14 protein-coding genes and 1 pseudogene are annotated in these 19,990 nt (G+C 73.9%); 13 read left to right on the top strand and 2 right to left on the bottom strand.

The annotated features are described in order from the left end of the window. Window positions 1–15: 15 nt before the first annotated feature. The gene (locus ABEB06_RS00620; protein ID WP_345694754.1) at window positions 16–1,107 is read right to left on the bottom strand and encodes a serine hydrolase domain-containing protein; all 1,092 of its coding nucleotides are present in this window, start codon (window positions 1,105–1,107) and stop codon (window positions 16–18) included. A 127-nt stretch (window positions 1,108–1,234) separates the two neighbouring features. Here ABEB06_RS00620 and ABEB06_RS00615 point away from each other — a divergent pair, with 127 nt between their 5' ends. The 7 genes from ABEB06_RS00615 to ABEB06_RS00585 all read left to right on the top strand — a co-directional run bounded on the left by ABEB06_RS00615 (window position 1,235) and on the right by ABEB06_RS00585 (window position 10,800). After that, window positions 1,235–2,203, top strand: a complete 969-nt coding sequence (locus tag ABEB06_RS00615; RefSeq protein WP_345694753.1) for a GNAT family N-acetyltransferase — start codon at window positions 1,235–1,237, stop codon at window positions 2,201–2,203. Then, window positions 2,200–3,630, top strand: a complete 1,431-nt coding sequence (locus tag ABEB06_RS00610) for a type III PLP-dependent enzyme domain-containing protein (RefSeq protein ID WP_425559562.1) — start codon at window positions 2,200–2,202, stop codon at window positions 3,628–3,630. The genes ABEB06_RS00615 and ABEB06_RS00610 overlap by 4 nt, the downstream gene beginning before the upstream one ends. Then, window positions 3,630–5,162 (top strand): glycoside hydrolase family 3 N-terminal domain-containing protein, encoded by a 1,533-nt coding sequence (locus ABEB06_RS00605; RefSeq protein ID WP_345694752.1) that lies wholly within the window; start codon window positions 3,630–3,632, stop codon window positions 5,160–5,162. Before ABEB06_RS00610 ends, ABEB06_RS00605 begins: the two co-directional genes overlap by 1 nt. Window positions 5,163–5,480: 318 nt before the next feature. Beyond that, window positions 5,481–6,863 carry a GH25 family lysozyme gene (locus ABEB06_RS00600; RefSeq protein ID WP_345694751.1) on the top strand — a complete coding sequence of 461 codons (1,383 nt, stop codon included), beginning with the start codon at window positions 5,481–5,483 and terminating at the stop codon, window positions 6,861–6,863. 97 nt (window positions 6,864–6,960) lie between these two features. Next, a complete protein-coding gene (locus ABEB06_RS00595) occupies window positions 6,961–7,992 on the top strand; it encodes a peptidoglycan-binding protein (RefSeq protein WP_345694750.1) in 1,032 nt (343 codons plus the stop codon). Window positions 7,993–8,142: 150 nt separating this feature from the next. Continuing rightward, complete coding sequence (gene dacB, locus ABEB06_RS00590; RefSeq protein WP_345694749.1) at window positions 8,143–9,735, top strand: D-alanyl-D-alanine carboxypeptidase/D-alanyl-D-alanine endopeptidase; 1,593 nt, start codon at window positions 8,143–8,145, stop codon at window positions 9,733–9,735. 45 nt (window positions 9,736–9,780) lie between these two features. Next, window positions 9,781–10,800, top strand: a complete 1,020-nt coding sequence (locus tag ABEB06_RS00585; RefSeq protein WP_345694748.1) for an N-acetylglucosamine kinase — start codon at window positions 9,781–9,783, stop codon at window positions 10,798–10,800. Window positions 10,801–11,156: 356 nt separating this feature from the next. Here ABEB06_RS00585 and ABEB06_RS00580 read toward each other — a convergent pair. Further along, a pseudogene (locus tag ABEB06_RS00580) lies at window positions 11,157–12,431 on the bottom strand (glycoside hydrolase family 10-like protein); the annotation flags it as partial. Window positions 12,432–12,648: 217 nt separating this feature from the next. On the opposite strand from ABEB06_RS00580, the gene ABEB06_RS00575 reads away from it, so the two are divergent. The 6 genes from ABEB06_RS00575 (at window position 12,649) to ABEB06_RS00550 (ending at window position 19,921) form a co-directional block, all read left to right on the top strand. Continuing rightward, window positions 12,649–13,869, top strand: coding sequence for an anhydro-N-acetylmuramic acid kinase (locus tag ABEB06_RS00575; RefSeq protein WP_345694746.1), 1,221 nt, complete (start codon window positions 12,649–12,651; stop codon window positions 13,867–13,869). 263 nt (window positions 13,870–14,132) lie between these two features. Continuing rightward, window positions 14,133–15,779: a peptide ABC transporter substrate-binding protein gene (locus tag ABEB06_RS00570; protein ID WP_345694745.1), complete on the top strand. Its 1,647-nt coding sequence runs from the start codon at window positions 14,133–14,135 to the stop codon at window positions 15,777–15,779. Between the two features lie 102 nt (window positions 15,780–15,881). Next, window positions 15,882–16,808, top strand: a complete 927-nt coding sequence (locus tag ABEB06_RS00565) for an ABC transporter permease (RefSeq protein ID WP_345694744.1) — start codon at window positions 15,882–15,884, stop codon at window positions 16,806–16,808. Beyond that, window positions 16,801–17,745, top strand: a complete 945-nt coding sequence (locus ABEB06_RS00560) for an ABC transporter permease (protein ID WP_345694743.1) — start codon at window positions 16,801–16,803, stop codon at window positions 17,743–17,745. The genes ABEB06_RS00565 and ABEB06_RS00560 overlap by 8 nt, the downstream gene beginning before the upstream one ends. Before the next feature lie 44 nt (window positions 17,746–17,789). Then, window positions 17,790–18,830, top strand: coding sequence for an ABC transporter ATP-binding protein (locus tag ABEB06_RS00555; RefSeq protein WP_345694742.1), 1,041 nt, complete (start codon window positions 17,790–17,792; stop codon window positions 18,828–18,830). A gap of 53 nt (window positions 18,831–18,883) precedes the next feature. Continuing rightward, window positions 18,884–19,921 (top strand): ABC transporter ATP-binding protein, encoded by a 1,038-nt coding sequence (locus ABEB06_RS00550; protein WP_345694741.1) that lies wholly within the window; start codon window positions 18,884–18,886, stop codon window positions 19,919–19,921. Window positions 19,922–19,990: the final 69 nt, after the last annotated feature.

Here is a 19,990-nt window from a genome sequence, read left to right as displayed (position 1 = left end):
TGCCGGCCGGGGGCCTCATGGCGGGTCGTACAGGGCGTCGCAGGTCGCCCGTCGCAGGGTAGCGATTGCGGATGCGTCGCGGCCGAGGTGCACGGCGTTCGTCAGCAGGACGACCCAGGGGCCACCGGGCGGGTCGAGGGCGATGCTCGTGCCGGTGAAGCCGGTGTGTCCGGCGCCGTCGGCGGGCCAGTGGCGGCCCAGGTGGTCCCAGCGGTCGCCGCGAAGGGTCCAGCCCAGGCCGCGGCGGCCGTCGAGGGATTCCGTGTGGCAGCGCAGTGCCGTGGCGCGGACGTTCGGGGACAGGACGGGTGAGTCGGGGTGGAGCCAGCCGTACCGCAGGTAGCGGGCCAGGTCGCCGGCGGTGCCGAAGAGGCCGGCGTGGCCGCAGACGCCGCCGAGCGCCTCGGCGTTCTCGTCGTGGACGGTTGCGCAGGGGACGGTGCCGTCGGGCCGAGGCTCGGTGGGCGCGGTGCGGGAACGCCAGTGGGCGGGCGGCCGGTACCGGGTGCTGGTCATGCCCAGGGGGTCGAGGACGAGCTCGGTGACGGCTCGTTCGAGTGATGCGCCGGTCGTGCTGCGGATGATTTCGCCGAGGGCGATGAATCCGAGGTCGGAGTAGGCGACGGTGGTGCCGGGGGCGGCTGCGAGGGGTTCGGCGAGGGCGCCGGCGAGCCGGTCGTCGGGTGTCCCGGGCAGCTCGTGGAGGGGGCGGTGCGGGGGGAGGCCCGAGGTGTGGGTGAGCAGGTGGCGCACGGTGACTCCGTCCTTGCCCGGGCCGGTGAACGCGGGCAGGTACCGCTGGACCGGGTCGTCCAGGTCGAGTGCTCCGGTGTCGGCCAGTCCCAGGACGGCGGGCAGGGTGGCCGTGACCTTGGTGAGCGAGGCGAGGTCGTAGACGGTCTCGGTGGTGACCGGTGCGGACGGGCCGGTCACCGCCGTGCGGCCGAAGGCGCGGACGTGCGGTTCGGTTTCGTGGCCCCAGCCGGTGGCGAGCACTGCTCCGGGGATGCTGCCGGCCTGTACGGCGGCGGCGACGAGGGCGGCGGCTGCGGCGGTGGCGTCGGCCAGGCGTGCGGTGGCGGCGCGGGTGGGCCGGGCGGCGCGCACGGGATCCTCCAGGGCTGTTGCGTCGCGGTCGCGGCCCGGTGGGTCTGGTGGCCCCGCGCGATCGTTGGTAGTTTTCCACCGCTCGAAAGCTCAACTATGTTATCAATTAACGGATGGGACGGACAGCATGGAGGACGGATCCAAACCCGAGCTGCGCACGGCACGCCGCGAAGACCTCGCCGCCCTGCACGCGATCGCCGCGGCCTCACTCGCCCACGACGCGGACGCGGACCGGGTCCTCGCCCTGCTGTGGGACCTGGCGGCGCAGACGCCGGACCTGCGGGTCGTCGCGGACGCCGGCGGCACCGTCACGGGTCTCGCCTTCGGCTGGCTCGCCCCGCAGGACGAGCCGCACCGGCGACCCGGACACGTCACCCTGCTCGCGGTGGCACCGGGGCACCGCGGGCAGGGCCAGGGACGAGCCCTGCTGGCCGCCGTCGAGGACCGCCTGTCGGCGGCGGGCGCCACCCGCCTGCTCGTCCGCGGCACCCCGCCCGCCTACGCCTGGCCCGGACTCGACATCCGCTACACCCCCGCCGTGTGCCTGGTGGAGTCCGCCGGCTACGAGAGGGGCCCCGACGCGTTCAACATGCTGACCGACCTGACCGCGGCCGACCTCGCCACGGCCGACGACGAGCGGCGCCTGGCTGCCCTCGGCGTGCGCGTGCGCCGCGCCCACCCCGCGGACGCCCCGCGCTTCCTCGCCTGGATGCGCACCTGGGGCGGCACCTGGGCCCAGGAAGCGGCCGCCGCTCTCGCCCACGAGCCGCCACGCTGTCACGTCGCGGTCCAGGGGGACGGCACCGAGGAGGAGTTCGTCGGATTCGCCTGTCACGGCGTCAACCGCGACTCCTGGTTCGGCCCCATGGGCACCGCCGAGTCGCAGCGGGGCCGGGGCGTGGGGGCGGTCCTGCTGCGCCGGTGTCTGCGCGACCAGCTGGACGCGGGCCTCCCGGAGGCCGAGATCGCCTGGATCGCGCCCTACCGCTTCTACTCCCGTGCGGTCGGCTCCCGACTGCACCGGGTCTTCCGGGTCTACGAGAAGGATCCGGATGCCGCTGCGAACCCCGTTGCCTTCCTGGAGGAGCAGTCGTGACTCTCGCCCGTGCCACCCGCCCCGTCGCCGAACCCGAACCCGAACCCGTGCCCGCTGCCGACCGGGCCGGACGGCGCGACCTCGCGGTGCGCGCCGCCGTCCGGGCCGGGCTCCTGGACCCGGAGGAGACCCCGCTCGCCGCCTTCCTGGACCTGACGGGCATCGCGGAGACCGCAGCCGCCCTTCGTGCCGCCTGGCCGGACGGAGTGCAGGTCGAGCACACCTTCGCGGCGAAGGCCAACAGCCTGGTGCCGGTGCTGCGCCTGATGCGCGGACACGGGCTGGGCTGCGAGGTGGCCAGCCCCGGAGAACTGGCCCAGGCGCTGGCCGCGGGCTTCGCACCGGGCCGGCTCGTCCTGGACTCGCCCGCCAAGACCCTCCCGGAGCTGAGGGCCGCGCTCGCTTCGGGGGTCACGGTCAACATCGACAACTTCCAGGAGCTGGGGCGCGTCGACACCCTGGTCGCCGGGCACGGCACGGGGTCGAGGATCGGACTGCGCATCAACCCCCAGGTGGGGCTGGGGGCGATCGCCGCGATGTCGACGGCCGGCAGCGAGTCCAAGTTCGGCATCGCGCTGGGCGACCCTGGCAACCGCGAGCGGATCGTGCAGGCGTACCTGGCACGGCCCTGGCTTCGCTGGCTGCACGTGCACGTCGGTTCGCAGGGCTGCCCCCTGGAGCTGTCCGCGGCCGGTGTCGCGGCGGTCGTGGACCTGGCGGAGGAGATCGACGAACGGGCCGGTGCGGCACGGATCGAGGGCATCGACGTGGGCGGCGGCCTGCCGGTGAACTTCGCCGACGACCGTGACGACCCGACGTTCTCCGACCAGGTCGCCGCTCTGCAGGCGGGCTCCCCGGCCCTGTTGAGCGGCCGCTACCGGCTGGTGACCGAACTCGGCCGCGCGCTGCTGGCGAAGAACGGGTTCCTGGCCTCCCGGGTGGAGTACACCAAGGTGTCGGGAGGGCGGGCCGTCGCGCTCACCCACGCGGGTGTGCAGGTCGCCGCCCGGACGGTCTTCCTGCCGGAGTCCTGGCCCCTGCGGGTGCTGCCGTACGATGCCGACGGCGTGCCGCGGCCGCTCGACGGGGGAGCGCGGGGGACGGTCGCGCAGGACGTCGCCGGGCCGTGCTGCTTCGCCGGCGACCTCGTGGCGCGCGCCCGGGAGCTGCCGCTGCTGGAGCCCGGCGACCTGGTGGTGCTGCCCGACACCGGCGCGTACTACTTCTCCACGCCGTTCCACTACAACAGCCTGCCGCAGCCCGCCGTGCACGCCTTCGACGTGGACCACGAGGGGCGCGTCCGGTTCACGCTGCTCCACCGGCAGGAGACGGTGGCGGACGTGGTGGCCCGCACGCTCGGGGAGGCCCCCGCGTCGGAGCCGCGCCAGGTCCCGGCGCCGGCCTCAGGGACGGGCGGAGGACAGTAGTGGGCACACCGGACGACCGCGGTCTGCTGAGCCTCGCGGGTGGCGTGCTGCAGCCCGGCTTCGAGGGCTGGAGCGCCCCGGACTGGATCCGGCGCCGACTCGCGGACGGCCTCGGTTCGGTCCTGTTGTTCGGCCGGAACTTCGCGCCCGCTCCCGGCGGGCGCGAGCAGGCGTCGGCCCTGGTCGCGCAGCTGCGCGCGGAGAACCCGGACGTGCTGGTCGCCGTCGACGAGGAAGGCGGCGACGTCACGCGGCTCGAGTGGGAGACCGGATCGTCCTCCCCGGGGAACCTCGCGCTGGGGGTCGTCGACGACGTGGACCTGACCCGGGCGGTGGCCCGCTCGATCGGCCGCGAGCTGGCGGCCCTGGGCATCGACGTGGACTACGCGCCGGACGCCGACGTGAACTCCAACCCGCGCAACCCGGTGATCGGTGTCCGTTCCTTCGGCGCCGACCAGGCCGTGGTGGCGCGACACGCGGCGGCATGGGTGCGAGGTCTCCAGGAGGGGGGCACCGCTGCCTGCGCGAAGCACTTCCCCGGCCACGGCGCCACGGTGGTCGACTCGCACCTCGGCCTGCCGACCGTCGACGCGGACCTCGCGGAGCTGTCGCGCGTCGCCCTGCCGCCGTTCCGCGCCGCCGTGGCGGCCGGAGCCCGCGCCCTGATGACCGCCCACATCCTGCTGCCCGCCCTGGACCCCGAGCATCCCGCGACGGTGAGCCCGCGCGTGCTGCACGACGTGCTGCGCCGCCGGCTGGGATTCGACGGCCTGGTGGTGACGGACGCGGTCGAGATGAGGGCGGTCGCCGACCGCTACGGCTGCGCGGGGGCTGCGGTGCGGGCGCTGGCGGCCGGCGCCGACCTGGTCTGCGTGGGGGATCGCGGATCGGCGGCCGAGTACGACGCGCTGCGATCCGCCGTGGTCCGGGCGGTCCGCACGGGGGAGCTGGCCGAGGAACGGCTCGCGGAGGCCGCCGGCCGCGTCGCGGCGTTCGCCCGCTGGGCGCGCGCGTTGCGTGCCGGGTCGCAGGCGGCCGAGGGCGGGCCGGCCGGGCGTGCGCCGGGCCTGGCGGCGGCACGGCGCGCGCTGATTTCGGTCCGGCCCCCCGGGGCGGAGCCACCCACCCGGGGGGTTCCCTACGTCGCCGAGTTGCGGCCCGGGACGACGGTCGCGGTGGGTGCCGTCACCGCCTGGGGGCTCGCCGGACCGCTCGGGGCGCTCCTGCCGGGCACCGAGGTGCGGCAGGTCGGCCACGCCGAGGCGGAGGCGGACCCGGCCGGAGTCGTGGAGCGGATCTGCGCGGCGGCGCGCGGGAGGCCGCTGGTGCTGGTGGTGCGCAACGCGCACCGGCACGGGTGGATGGACGCGACGGTGGTGGCCGTGACCGCTCGGCGGCCGGATGCGGTCGTGGTGGAGTTCGGGATTGCGCAGTCGCCTCCCCGCGGTGGGCTGCACGTGGTCCCGCACGGCGCGGCGCGGGTGTGCGCGGAGGCCGCGGCGGAGGTGGTGGCCGCGCACCTGACAGGATGAGAGGTCGTCGCAATCCTTCGGACGGGGCGCTTGTCGTGTAAATCGGCACTCGCCCTCGGCGAGCAGACCAGTGCGGCTCGAGGCGGTGCACCCGGCGGCGGGTGCACCGCCTCAATGCTGCCCCCACCTGTGACAACAACAACTGACTATCCATCAGAAGTGGTATTGCCGTGACGTCTTGCGGGAATCCGGGCGTGTTGCGGGGTTGGAAAATTTCTGCCCAAGCACTTGTCCGCGAGGTCAATTTCCGCACTACTGGTCACCCGGGCCGGTGCTCACCCCCACCCGGTCCACCCCCACACCCCTGCAGGAGCAGCCATGCCGCGCAGCGCGCCATCGTTCCTGAACCACCGGACGGCACACCTCGCCGTCGCCGTCCTCCTGCCGCTGGCCGTCGCCCTCGGCACCGCAGCCCCCGCCACGGCGGCCCCGCCCGCGACCGCGGCCCCCGCCGGCGCTTCGTCCACCGCCGCCGGCAAGGGCACGCCCGGGCCGATCACGCACCCCGACTCCGACCACCTGGGCTCCACGCTCGGTGGCCGTTCCGCCGCCGGTGCGGCCGCGCGCCCCCTGGTCGCCGAACCGCTCGCGCCCGGCGCCGGCCGAGAGAGCACCGGGGCGCCCGCCGCCGCGCTGCCCGCCGGTGCGAAGCCGCTCGGCATCGACGTCGCGGCCTACGAACCCAACGTCGACTGGGCCGCCACAGCGGCGGCCGGCGCGTCGTTCGCCTACATCAAGGCCACCGAGGGCACCACCTACACCAGTCCCACGTTCTCGTCCCAGTACAACGGGTCCGCGGCGGCCGGCTTCATCCGCGGCGCCTACCACTTCGCGTTGCCGGACCGCTCCAGCGGCAAGTCCCAGGCCGACTTCTTCGTCGACCACGGCGGCACCTGGACCGCCGACGGCAAGACCCTGCCCCCGCTGCTGGACATCGAGTACAACCCCTACGGGGCCACCTGCTTCGGGCTCAGCGCCTCGGCGATGGTCGCCTGGATCCAGGACTTCGGCACCGAGGTCAAGACCCGCACCGGCCGCTACCCGAGCCTCTACACCACCACCGACTGGTGGCGGACGTGCACCGGCAACTCCGCCGCCGTCAGCTCGTACCCGCTGTTCCTCGCGAACTACACCGGCACCGCCGCCCCCGCACCCAACGGCTGGACCGGCCAGAGCATCTGGCAGTACGCCGACGCCGGTGTCTTCCCCGGTGACCAGGACGTCTTCAACGGCACCGCGGCCGACCTCCAGGCCTTCGCCCTCGGGACCGGCCCCGCCGCGCCCCCGGCGCCCACCGCCCTCAGCTGGCCCCTCACCCAGCAGGGCGACAGCGGCACCCGCGTCACTGTGCTGCAGCACCTGCTCAACGCGCACGGCGCCTCCCTCACCGCCGACGGCCAGTTCGGACCCGGCACCCGCAGCGCGGTGATCTCCTACCAGAACTCGGCCGGACTGGGCGCCGACGGAGTCGTCGGACCCGCGACCTGGCAGTCGCTCACCAACACGGTCAAGCAGGGCTCCTCCGGCAGCGCCGTGAAGGCCGCCCAGGTCGGCCTCAACGCGCACGGCGCCTCCCTCTCCGTGGACGGGCAGTTCGGCTCCGGCACCCGCAGCGCCGCGCAGTCCTACCAGGTCGCCCAGGGACTGCCCGCCGACGGCGCCGTGCTCAAGCCGACCTGGCTCGCCCTGGTCGCCTCCTGACGGCAACCGCCCCCGCCCCCCACCAGCGAGCGAACCCCGACCCCGCACCGGCGCGACGACCCCCGGAACCGCGACCCGTGCGAGACAGGAGAACACCGTGAACACCACCCGCTCACCACGCCTCTCGGCGCCGCGAGGACCGGCCCGATGGCTGCGCCGCACGCCGCTGCGCCTGGCCGTCGCCCTGACGGCGATCTGCTCCGTCCTGCTCGGATCCCTGCTGATGACGCTGGGAAGCGCCCAGCCCGCCCACGCCGCGGCGCCCGCCTGGCCCGTGCTCTCGCAAGGAGCGGGCGGCAACGACGTCGCCAGCATGCAGTTCCTGCTGCGCCAGCGCGGTCAGACGCTCGTGGCCGGTGGATACTTCGACGCGCAGACCAAGAGCGCCGTCGTCTCCTTCCAGAGCGCCAACAGCCTCACGGCCGACGGAATCGTCGGCCCCAACACCTGGGCCAAGCTCGTCGTCACCGTCTCTCCCGGCGACACCCAGGACAACGCCGTGCGGGCGATGCAGTTCCAGCTCCAGAAGATCGGCTACAACGTGCCCACGGACGGCGTGTTCGCCGGGGACACCACCACGGCCGTCAACGACTTCAAGGCCAAGCAGCAGCTGACCGGCGGCAGCACCGTCGGCGTGACCACCTGGCAGTACCTGCTGGGCGCGGCCGCCGGCAGCGGCGGCGTCTTCGGCGGCTACGCCTTCGTGGTGCCCAGGGGCTCCGTCTCCGGCGGCCGCGACAGCCTCCTCCAGCCGCACCACGACTATCCGGCGGCCGACATCCCGGTCGTCGAGTGGACGGACGCCTTCGCCGTCACCTCCGGCACCGCGCGGCAGAACGGCGGCGTCAGCGACGCCTGCGGATACGGCCTGGCCATCGACGGCGACGACGGCATCACCTACCAGTACTGCCACCTCAACAGCCGGCTGGTCGCCACCGGCGCCCGCGTGACGGCCGGTCAACTGGTCGCCCACACCGGGAACACCGGCAACACGACCGGCCCCCACCTGCACTTCGGCATCTTCCGCGGCGGAGTCTCGGTCTGCCCCCAGCAGATGCTGGCCGCGCTGTGGGACGGCACCACCCCGCCGTCCCCGCAGTCGCTGCCGACCACCGGCTGCTTCTACTGACCGGTCGCCCAGGACCCGCGCCGGTGTCCCGGCGCGGCACCGCCGACCGGACCGGGGAACGAGGGCCCCGGCCCGGTCGGCGGCCCTCCGCGCCGAACGGCAGCACCGCAGCCCACCTTCTGCGCCGAACCCGACGAACAGGAACCACGCATGCGTCCCCTTCCCCGCCGACGCGCCGCCCTGCCGGTGGCCGTCGCACTCACCGCCGCTCTGCTGGCCGGTTTCGCCCCCGGCGCAGATGCGCCGGCCCGGGCCTCCACCGCCTCCGCGTCCACGCTCACCGACGACCTGGACCTGCTGCTCGCCGACCCCCGGCTGGCCGGCGCGACGGCCGCCGTGAAGGTGGTGGACACCGAAACGGGCGAGGTCCTGTACGCGCACGATGCGCAGCGCCTGGTCCTGCCCGCGTCCACCATGAAGCTGGTGACGTCCGCCGCGGCCCTGGACGCACTCGGCACCGGCCACCGGTTCGCCACCGACGTCCTGGCCACCGGCCGCAGTGACGCGGGTGTCCTGCGCGGCGATCTCGTCCTGCGCGGCGGCGGCGATCCCAGCCTGCTGGCCGCGGACCTCGACGCGCTCGCGCAACAGGTCGCCGACAGCGGCGTGCGCCTGGTGACCGGCGCCGTGGCCTACGACGCCTCCCGCTACGACGACGTACCGCTGGGCAGCGGTTGGGCCTGGGACGACGAGCCGTACTACTACAGCCCGCAGATCTCGGCGCTCACGCTGGCCAGCGACACGGACTACGACATGGGCACCCTGCAGGTCACCCTGACGCCGGGCGAGCCCGGCACGCCGGCCGCCGTGCGGATCACGCCGGCGGACACGGGCGTGACGGTCTCCGGGAGCGTCACCACCGGGCAGAGCGACAGCCCCTTCACCGTCGATGTCACCCGCCGCCACGGCACCGGCGAGATCGTCCTCTCCGGCAGCCTGCCCGCCGGCAGCGGCCCCGACGACGAATGGGTGACCGTCGAGGACCCCGCCGAGGTCACCGCGCACGTCTTCGCGGCAGCCCTGGCCCGGCACGGTGTACGGGTGCTCGGCCGCGACCCGCGAGCGGTCACGGCCCCTGCCGGCGCCCGGCAGGTCGCCCACCACGAGTCGGCTCCGCTCGGGGACCTGCTCGTGCCGTTCCTCAAGCTCAGCAACAACGGCATCGCGGAGCACCTGGTCAAGGAGATGGGAAGGACCGGGGCCGGTGACGGCAGCTGGCGGGCCGGTCTCGCCCGGATCTCCGACTTCCTCCACCGCAACGGCCTCGACGTCACCCCGGCCCGGCAGGCCGACGGCTCCGGCCTGTCGCGCTACGACCTGGTCACCGCCGACCGCTACACTGCGCTGCTCTCCTACGCCCGCAAACAGCCCTGGTTCGCCACCTGGTACGAGGCCCTGCCGATCGCGGGCAACCCGGACCGGATGGTGGGCGGGACCCTGGCCAACCGCATGCAGGGCACCGCTGCGGCAGGCAACGTCCATGCGAAGACCGGGTCGATGAGCGGCGTCACCACCCTCGCCGGATACGTGACCTCGCCCGAGGGCCGCAAGCTCGCGTTCGCCGTCCTGTTGAACGACTTCGCCGGATCCAGCCCCCGCCCGGTCGCCGACCGGATCGCGGTCCGGCTGGCCTCCGGTCCGGCGCCGGCCGCCCAGCTGCGGTCCCGGGTCGCACCCGGTACGGAGGGGCAGGTGGACGAGCCGGTGCCGTCGAAGGGGGTGCGCGGTCGGACCTGGGACTGACAGCACAGCAGACAGCCGCCGTCGCGAAGGAGAGGAAACGCGCCGATGAGTACCGCTCCGGAGCCCCGCGTCCCGCTGGTGATCGGCGTGGACGCAGGAGGGACCGCAACCCGCTGCGTGGTCGTCGGCCTGGACGGGCGGGTCCACGGCCGTGCCCGCGGCCCCGGCGGCAACCTGCGCTCCAGCGCCGACCCCCGGGCGGCGCTGCGCCAGGTGTTGGAGGAAGCGCTGGGGAGCGTCGACCGGCGCCGGGTCGCGGCCGGACACCTGGCATTCGCCGGAGCCGGAGGCGACGACGGTGCCGCGTATCAAGAGCTCGCCCAGCGGGCTTGGCGGGAAGCGGACCTGAGCGGTGTGCCCGGCGTCGGCGACGACCTGGCCGCTGCCGTCGCCGGGGCCACGGACAGCCGGGACGCGGTGCTGCTGCTGTCCGGGACGGGTGCGGTGGCGGCTCTCTTCCGCGACGGTGTGCAGGTCGCCCGGCGGGACGGCTACGGCTGGCTCCTGGGCGACGAGGGCTCCGGGGTGTGGCTCGGGCGGCAGGCCGTCGTCCTGGCGCTCGCCGCTCTGGACGGCCGAGGTCCGACGACCGCCCTGGTGGACCTCGTGCCGCAGGCGCTCGGCCTGGAGTCCGGGGGCACCGGGGGCACGGGCACCGCCCTGGCACGGCGGATGGTCACCGCGGTGCACGCCGCCCCGCCGGCCGATCTCGCCCGTCTCGCACCGCTGGTGGACGCCGCGGCTCGGACCGGCGACGCGGTCGCCGAGCGGATCGTCGCCGAGGGCGCGCACCGTCTGCTGCGCACGTTCGATTCGCTGACGGTCGAGGCCGGTCCGGACTTCGCGTCGCTGCCGGCGGTCCTGGCGGGGGGCCTGCTCACGGCTCCGACCCTGCTCGCTGCCCGGGTCACCACCGTGCTGCGGGCCCGCGGTGTCGGCGTGGTGCCGGTGCGGGACGCCGCAGCCGGTGCCGCGGCGCTGGCCGCGCTCACCGCGGGTGGTGCCGCGCCGCCCGGCGGTGCGCGTCGTCTGCACCGCACGGTGGCGGGACTGGACGTCGCCTGACCGGGCGGCGCAGGGGGCTACCCGCCGCTGCGCGGGGCGCGGGTGCGGACGGCGGTGCTCGGCCTGCTCTCCCGTCCGACCCGGTCGACGGCGGTGACCACGTACCAGGCGTCGCGCGGACCGTCCGGGTCGTCGAACCGCCCGGTGGCGGCCGGGACGACGGCCACCAGGTGGGCGGCGTCGAGCACGGGGTCGTGCCCCGGTGCGGTGTCGTAGCGGTAGACCGCGTAGCGGAACGGCGCGGGCCGGCCGGCGGGACTGCCGGGACTGTCGATGTCCAGGCCGTCCGTGCCGTGGCGCCGGGCGTGCACGGCGGGCCTGCGGGGCGGCGTGCCGTCGGCGAGGCGCGGCAGGACCGGGACGAGCGCGGGCCGCTGCCAGTGGTCGGCCTGCAGGCGGCTGACGGCGCCGATCCGGTCGGCCCAGGTGTCCTTGGCGCTGAAGAGGATGTCGCCGCTCACCTGGGGGAGGGTGGCGTTGAGATCGAGGTGGCGGGAGAGTTCGGCCGGGTCCTGCCAGGGGGCGGGCTGGGCCGGGTCGGCGACCTTGTAGGCGGCTTGGCCGATCCACAGGAGGGTGTCGGTCCCGGCGGTCTGCGCGGCCCACCAGGGGGCCAGTTCGGCGTAGTCGGCGACGGCCAGTCCGATGTGCCAGTACAGCTGCGGGGCGATGTAGTCGAGCCAGCCCTTGGCGATCCAGCCGCGGGTGTCGGCGTGCAGGCCGTCGTAGGACTGGAAGGCCTTGGTGGCGGATCCGGCCGGATCGCTGGTGTCGTTGCGCCACACGCCGAACGGGCTGATGCCGAAGCAGGCGTCCGGTCGCGCTTCGCGGACCAGCTGCTGCATCTCGCTGACCATCAGGTCGACGTTGTGGCGGCGCCAGGCGTTGCGGTCGGTCCACCCCTGGCCGTAGGCGGCGAACGCGTCGTCGTCGGGGAAGTCCCGGCCGCTGACCGGGTAGGGGTAGAAGTAGTCGTCGAAGTGGACCCCGTCGACGTCGTAGCGGCGCACCGCGTCCAGCATGGCCTGCTGGGCGAAGCGGCGGGCGGCCGGCACGCCGGGGTTGTAGTAGAGCTTGCCGCCGTAGGAGACGGTCCACTCCGGGTGGGTGCGGGCGGGGTGGTCGGGGACCAGGGCGGTGACGTCCGGCTGCATGGAGACGCGGTAGGGGTTGAACCAGGCGTGGAAGGCCAGTCCGCGCTCGTGGGCCGAGCGCACCATGAAGTCGAGCGGATCCCAGCCCGGATCCCGGCCCTGGACTCCGGTGATCCACTGCGACCACGGCTCGTAGGGGGACGGCCAGAAGGCGTCCGCCGTGGGGCGGATCTGCACGAAGACGGCGTTCAGGCCCCGCGCGACGGCCCGGTCCAGCTGGCCGAGGAAGTCGGTCCGCAGGCGCTCCGGCGTCAGCCCGGGCGCGGACGGCCAGTCGATGTTGACGACGGAGGCGATCCACACGCCGCGCAACTGCGCCTTCCCGGCGGGCGGTCGGCCGTCCGCCGCGAATCCGCGGCCGGTGGCCAGCAGCCCGCCGCAACTGCCGGTGGCGACGACGGCGAGGGCGGAGAGCACCGACCGCCGTGACGGGGTCGACGGGCGATGAGCGGGGACGGACGAGGGGGACGGCGACATGGCGGCTCCCGGAGAGTGCGCAGAGGGCGCGGGACCGACCGCTGGTGCTGCGGGCGAGGTCCCGGCGGGGCGCGCCCACTGTGCCGGGTGCGGCGCACCGTCCGTCAAGGAGTTCGCGATCCCCGCGGCCGGATTCCACTGTCAGGCAACTTCGAGGCCTTGCCAGGGGTGCCGGTCACCACGACCGGCACGAGAACGACGACTCAGGAGCGACACGGTGAAAGTCCTTGGTCTGATGTCGGGCACCTCCCACGACGCGATCGACGCGGCTGTGGTGGACCTCGCCCTCGACGAGAGCCTCCGCGGGCAGGGGCCCGTGCTGCGGGGCCGGCTGCTGCACCACGTCGCGGTGCCCTACCCGGACGAGCTGAGGCAGGACCTGGCGGCCGCGCTTCCGCCGCACCGGGTGGACCTGGCCGCCGTGTGCCGGCTGGACACCCGTATCGGGCAGGCGTTCGCCGAGGCCGCGGCCGGCGCGGCCGCAGCCGTCGGCGGGGTCGACCTGGTCGCCTCGCACGGGCAGACCGTCTACCACTGGGTGGAGGACGGCACGGTGCGCGGCACGCTGCAACTCGGTCAGCCCGCCTGGATCGCGGAGGCCGTGGGCGCCCCGGTGGTGGCCGACCTCCGGGCGCGGGACGTGGCGGCGGGCGGGCAGGGCGCCCCGCTGGTGGCTCTTGTGGACCTGCTGCTGCTGGCGGGGCTGCCCCGCCGGCCGGGCCTGCTCCGGGGCGCGCTGAACCTCGGCGGCATCGCCAACCTCACCGTCCCGCGCACCGGACGCGGGGGCTGCGCGGCGTACGACACGGGACCGGCGAACGCACTGCTGGACGCGGCCGTGCTGCGCGCCACCGGACGGCACTACGACCGCGACGGCGCACTGGCCGCGCGGGGCTCGGTCGAGCCGCTCCTGCTGGCGCGGCTCCTCGACGAGCCCTACTACCGGCGGCCGGCACCCAAGAGCACCGGAAAGGAACTCTTCCACCACGGCTACCTGGACCGGATGCTGACCGAGCACCGGGCCGCCGGCGGCCGCGAGCCGACAGCCCCGGACCTGTTGGCGACCCTGGCGGCACTCACCGCCCGCACGGTGGCGGACCAGGTGCGGCTCCACGGCCTGGGGGAGGTCGTGGTGTCGGGCGGCGGCTGCCGCAATCCGGTGCTGTCGGCGATGCTCGCCTCCGAACTGCCGGGCGTGGCGCTGGTCCCCAGCGAGGCGGTGGGGCTGCCCTGGGACGCCAAGGAGGCGGTGGCGTTCGCGGTGCTCGGCTGGTACGCGGTGCACGGGCTGCCGTCCTCGGTGCCGTCCTGCACGGGCGCCCGGGGCCCGCGGGTGCTCGGCGCGGTGACACCCGGCCCCGCCGGACCTCCCTCGACGAGGGCGGTGCCGCGTCCACCCGTCGCGGCGACCTTCCGCCCGGCAGGAAGCCTCAATTGACGGATCGACAGGATGTCGGCCCCGCCCCGACAGGGATCGACAGCCTGTCCATCGCGGCCGACGGCGGAGGGCCCCTACGGTGGGGGCCCGCAGAGGACAGCGACCGTACCGTTCCGTCGGTGCGCCCGACCGGACGGCAGAGCGGCCGACGGCCTCCGCGGGCCCGGAGAGCAGAAGCCCGCTCCCGCGCACTCGCACCGCACCCCCGTCTCCGGTACCCCCTTCCTGCCCCACCGGCAGGAACCGAGAGGAACACAGCGGCCATGCACACTCCCCGGCACAGACCTTCCCACCCCGCCCGCTCGCTGCCGGCCCTCACCGCAGCCACCGCCCTGGTCCTGGCGGTCTCCGCCTGCGGCGGTACGGCGAGCGGCGGCAAGAACTCCGCCGACCAGGGCCCCGGGACCCCCGGCGGCACCTACAGCGTCGCGCTGACCGAACCCAACCACCTGACGCCGGGTCAGACCACTGACAGCTACGCCATCCAGGTGATCCAGGGCCTGTTCGACACCCCGGTCACCCTCGACCCGAAGGACGGCCACGTCCTGCCCCTGGCGGCCGCGTCGGTCGACTCCGGCGACCAGAAGGTCTGGACGGTCAAGCTGCGCCCGGACGGCACCTTCCACAACGGCGAGAAGGTCACCGCGCAGAGCTTCGCGGATGCGTGGAACGCCGCCGCGTACGGGCCCAACGGCTGGGAGTCGAACTACTACTTCGCCCAGATCGAGGGCTACGCGGACCTCAACCCCGACCAGGGGCAGCAGCCCAAGGCCGAGAAGCTGTCCGGATTGAAGGTCGTCGACGACACCACCCTGCAGGTCACCCTGTCGGCACCGTTCAGCCAGTTCCCGATGATGCTGGCCTTCACGGCCTTCGCGCCGCTGCCGAAGGCCGCGTTCAGCGACCCCAAGGGCTTCGACGCCCACCCGATCGGCAACGGGCCGTTCCAGATGGACGGCGACTGGGTGCACGACCAGAAGATCGCCCTGAAGAAGTCCGCCTCCTACACGGGCAGCCGCAAGGCCATGGCGGACGGCGTCACCTTCAAGATCTTCACCAGCAAGGACACCGCCTTCACCGAGCTCCAGGCCGGCAACGTCGACATCATGACCACCGTGCCCGCGGCCCGCGCACCCGAAGCCAAACGGGCATTCGGCGACCACTACTCCGTCCGTCCCAGCGGCACCATGGACTACCTCGGGCTGCCCCTGTGGGACCCGCGCTTCCAGAACCCCGAGCTGCGCCGCGCCCTGTCCATGGCCATCGACCGGCCGGGCGTCACCCAGGCCATCTACAACGGCGTCTTCAAGCCCGCCGACTCGGTCGTCGCCCCGATGATCCCGGGCCACCGCGACGGCGCCTGCGGGGAGGCCTGCACCTATGACCCCGCCAAGGCGAAAGCGCTGTTCGACAAGGCCGGCGGTTTCACCGGCCCGATGGAGCTCTACTTCTCCAACTCCGACCCCACGTACGAACAGTGGATGACCTCGGTGGCCAACCAGCTCAAGCAGAACCTCGGAATCCAGGACATCACCTTCAAGAAGATGGCGTCCGCCGACCTCGGCCCGATCCTCAACAAGCGCCAGGGCACCGGCCCCTACCGCCAGAACTGGGTGATCGACTACCCGAGCATGCAGAACTACCTGGACGGGCTCTACAACCCCGACAACCGGATGGGCTGGAGCAGCAAGCAGTTCGACGCGCTCCTCGCCGAGGGCAACGCCGCCAAGGACGGCAAGGACGGCCTGGCCGCCTACCAGAAGGCCGAAGACCTCGCGCTCCGGGAGATGCCGCTGATCCCGCTGTGGAACTGGCAGGACCAGTCGGCGTGGAGCACCAACGTCGGCCACGTGCTGATCGACCCCTACGTCACCGGCCTGCACCTCGACGAGGTCACCGTCAAGCACTGACCGCCCGCGGCCCACGTGCCGCAGTCGTCACCCGCACGAACGCCCGTCCGCCGGCCTCGCCCCCGCCAGGGCGGCGGACCCTACCTCCGGGGGCAGCCTTCCATGGGCAGATTCGTCGCCCGCCGCCTGCTGCACGCCGTACCGGTGCTGCTCGCGACCACCTTCCTCATCTACGCCCTGGTGTTCGTCCTGCCGGGCGATCCGATCCAGGGCCTGGCCGGTGACCGGCCCGTCCCGCCCTCGGTCCTCGCCGAGCTCCACCGCCGCTACCACCTGGACGACCCGCTGGTGGTGCAGTACGCCAAGTACCTGGGCGGCCTGATCACCGGTGACTTCGGCACCACCTTCCGCGGCCAGCCGGTCGCCGACGTGATCGCCGAGCGCTGGCAGGTGACCGTCCGGCTCGGACTCACCGCCTGGTTCTTCGAAGTGGTCCTCGGCATCGCCCTCGGTGTGTGGGCCGGCCTCAACAAGGGGCGCTGGGCCGACAACGTCGTGCTCGGCGCCACCACCCTCGTCATCGCCGTGCCCGTTTACATCGTGGGCTACCTGGCGCAGTTGGTCCTGGGCGTGAGGTTGGGCTGGTTCCCGGTGTCCGGCGGCGACGCCGGCTGGCCCACGGCCTACCTTTTGCCCGGCCTGGTCCTCTCCTCCTTCGGCCTCGCCTACGTCGCACGGCTGACCCGCGCCTCCCTGGTGGAGAACCTGCGGGCCGACTTCGTGCGCACCGCCGACGCGAAGGGCCTGAGCCGGCGCAGGGTGGTGGTCCGCCACACGCTGCGCAACTCCCTGATCCCGGTGGTCACGTTCCTCGGCGTGGAGCTGGGGTCCTTGATGGCCGGGGCGATCGTCACCGAGTACATCTTCAACCTCCCCGGCATCGGCCAGCAGGTCTTCCAGTCGATCCAACTGCGCGAGGGGCCCACGGTCGTGGGCATCACCACGGCGCTCGTGCTCGTCTTCGTCCTGGCCAACCTGGCCGTCGATGTCCTCTACGGCCTGCTCGACCCGAGGATCCGCCTTGACTAGCCTCCGCCTGCCCGGCCCCACCCAGGACCCGCCCCCGGATCCGGCACCGGGCGCCCTGCCCGTCGACGGCGTGCCGCAGACCGCGCGCGCTTCGCTGAGCCGTGACGCCTGGTCGCAGTTGCGCTCGCGTCCGCTGGTGTGGGTGTGCCTGGCGGTGATCGCCCTGATCGGCCTGATGGCGGCCTTCCCCGGCGTCTTCACCGCGGCGTTCACCGACGACGACGGCCGCTGCGAGCTCGCGCACTCGAAACTGGGACCCGCCGACGGCCACCCCTTCGGATTCGACCTCCAGGGCTGCGACTACCTCGCCCAGGTCGTGCGGGGCAGCCGGCCCTCCCTGCTGGCCGGAGTCGCCGTCACCGCCGGTGCGCTCGTGGTGTCCGTCGTCCTCGGCCTCCTCGCCGGGTTCTACGGCGGATGGGTGGACGACCTGCTGTCACGGGTCACCGAGGTCTTCTTCGGTCTGCCGTTCGTCCTGGGCGCCACCGTCATCCTGGTCGCCTTCCCCCGCCACGGTCTGGGCGCGATGACCCTGGTCCTGGTGGCGCTCGGCTGGAGCACGATGACCCGGGTGATGCGCTCCCAGGTCATCGCGGTCAAGGACGCCGACTACGTCCGGGCCGCCCGGATGTCCGGAGCCCGGCCGGCCAGGCTGATGTTCCGGCACGTCCTGCCGAACGCGATCACGCCGGTCGTCGTCGTGGCGATGCTCAACGTCGGCAACGTGATCTCCGGCGAGGCGACCCTCGACTTCCTCGGCGTGGGCCTGCAGTACCCGGCGGTCAGCTGGGGGCTCCAGTTGAACACCGCCCAGAGCTTCTTCCTGGACCACCCGCACCTGCTGGCGTTCCCCGCCCTGTTCCTGTCGGCGACCGTGCTGAGTTTCATCCTCCTCGGAGACGCGGTCCGTGACGCCTTCGACCCGAAGTTGAGTTGACATCCTCCCCGGCCTGACGGCCCGGGCACCCTGGGAGAACAAAGGTGACCGCTTCCCGACCCGTCCGTGCGCCGGCCGTGCCGCCGCTGCTCGAAGTGGACGACCTGCACGTGGAGTTCCGCACGGCACGCGGTGTGGTGCGGGCCGTGAACGGCCTCAGCTACACCCTCCACTCCGGCCAGACCCTGGCCCTGCTCGGCGAGTCCGGCTCCGGGAAGTCGGTCGCGGCGCAGGCCGTGATGGGTCTGCTGCCCTTTCCACCGGCCCGGATCACCCGGGGCGCGGTCCGCCTCCACGGCCAGGACCTGCTCAAACTCACCGACGCCGAGCACCGCAGGGTCCGCGGGACCCGGATCGCGATGGTGTTCCAGGACGCCCTGTCCGCTCTCAACCCGGTGCTGACGGTCGGTGCCCAGCTCGCCGAGATGTTCCGGGTCCACCGGGGCGCCGGCAGGAAGGAGGCGCGGGCCCGAGCCGTCGAGTTGATGGACCGGGTCCGCATCCCGGCCGCGGCCCGGCGGGTGAACGACTACCCCCACCAGTTCTCGGGCGGCATGCGCCAACGCGTGATGATCGCCATGGCGCTGGCCCTGGACCCCGAGGTCGTCATCGCGGACGAGCCCACCACGGCACTCGACGTCACCGTCCAGGCCCAGATCATGCGACTGCTCCACGACCTCCAGCAGGAGACCGGCACGGGACTGGTACTGATCACCCACGACCTCGGAGTGGTCGCCTCGGTCGCGGACCGGATCACGGTGATGTACGCGGGCCGGGCGGTCGAGGAGTCCGACGCGGACCGCCTGTACGCCGTGCCCGCCCACCCCTACACGCGGGGACTCCTGGCGTCGGTGCCGCGGGTGGACCGGCCCGGCCGGCGGCTGGTTCCGGTGCCGGGATCACCGCCGGACCTCGCCCGGCTGCCGGCCGGTTGTGCCTTCCACCCCCGGTGCGGGGCCGCGCGGGCCCGGTGTGCGCAGGAGCGTCCTGTGCTCGGGCCGGTCGGCGGTCGCGAGGCGGACGGGTCGCGCCGCAGTGCCTGCCACTTCACCGACGAGCTGTTGCAAGGGGGGTGGGGAGCGTGAGCGTCCGCGAGGAGGACCACGGGGGAACGGCCCCGGGCCACCGGCTTCCGATCGTGGACACGGCCACGGACACGGACGCCGGTCCGGAAGGCGCAGGGCCGGTGTTGCGGGTCCGCGGCCTGGTCAAGCACTACCCCGTCGGTGGGGGCCTGTTCGGGCGCCGGTCGGCCGGCCGGGTACGGGCGGTGGACGGGGTCGATCTGGAGCTGTTCCGGGGGCAGACACTGGGCCTGGTCGGAGAGTCGGGCTGCGGCAAGTCGACGCTGGCGTCGGTCCTGATGGGGATGGAGCGCCCGACCGCCGGCAGCGTCGAGGTCGACGGGCGCGACCTGTTCGCCCTCGGCCGACGGGACTTGCGGGCGGTGCGCCGGCGGATGCAGATGGTCCTGCAGGACCCGTACTCCTCGCTGGACCCGCGGATGACGATCGGTGGGATCGTCGCCGAGCCGCTGGTCATCCACCCGGAGGTGGTGGCCCGGGGCGAGCGCGGCGCCAGGGTCGTGGAACTGCTGCGGCTGGTGGGGCTGGACGAGGCGTTCGCCGACCGGTATCCGCACCAGTTGTCGGGCGGGCAGCGCCAGCGGGTGGGCATCGCCCGGGCACTCGCCCTGGGCCCGGAGTTGCTGCTGTGCGACGAGCCGGTGTCCGCGCTGGACGTGTCGGTCCAGGCCCAGGTGCTGAACCTCCTCGCGGACCTGCGGGAGCGGCTGGGCCTGGCGTGCGTGTTCATCGCGCACGACCTGGCGGTGGTGCAGTACCTGTGCGACCGGATCGCGGTCATGTACCTCGGGCGGATCGTGGAGACCGGGACCCGGGCGCAGGTCTACGACTCGCCCCGCCACCCCTACACCCGCGCACTGCTGGCAGCGGTGCCGGTCCCGGACCCGGCGCGGCGCCCGGAGCCGGAGGGCCTGCTGGAGGGTGACCTGCCGTCGCCCGCGAATCCGCCCTCCGGCTGCCGGTTCCGCACGCGCTGCCCGCAGGCCCGGGAGCTGTGCGCGCGTGAGGAGCCCGCGCTGGAGGTCCGGCCCGGCACGGACCACCCGACGGCCTGTCACTACCCCCTGGAGGCGGCGCCGGTCGGCCCCTGAGACCACGGCCGGAGAGGCCCGCTGACGACGGGCCCGCCGCCCGCTCGCCCCCTGCCCGTCGGTCCCGCG

The organism is Kitasatospora terrestris (assembly GCF_039542905.1).
GTDB lineage: Bacteria > Actinomycetota > Actinomycetes > Streptomycetales > Streptomycetaceae > Kitasatospora > Kitasatospora terrestris.
The sequence above is the reverse complement of the archived record's forward strand: the minus strand, read 5'-3'. Positions and strand labels throughout refer to the sequence as shown.

Bases quoted from the DNA above. Each gene is read 5' to 3' on its own strand.
- ABEB06_RS00600 (WP_345694751.1), top strand. From the start codon at position 5,481: ATGCCGCGCAGCGCGCCATCGTTCCTGAACCACCGGACGGCACACCTC.
- ABEB06_RS00565 (WP_345694744.1), top strand. From the start codon at position 15,882: ATGGGCAGATTCGTCGCCCGCCGCCTGCTGCACGCCGTACCGGTGCTG.
- dacB (WP_345694749.1), top strand. From the start codon at position 8,143: ATGCGTCCCCTTCCCCGCCGACGCGCCGCCCTGCCGGTGGCCGTCGCA.
- ABEB06_RS00585 (WP_345694748.1), top strand. From the start codon at position 9,781: ATGAGTACCGCTCCGGAGCCCCGCGTCCCGCTGGTGATCGGCGTGGAC.
- ABEB06_RS00570 (WP_345694745.1), top strand. From the start codon at position 14,133: ATGCACACTCCCCGGCACAGACCTTCCCACCCCGCCCGCTCGCTGCCG.
- ABEB06_RS00615 (WP_345694753.1), top strand. From the start codon at position 1,235: ATGGAGGACGGATCCAAACCCGAGCTGCGCACGGCACGCCGCGAAGAC.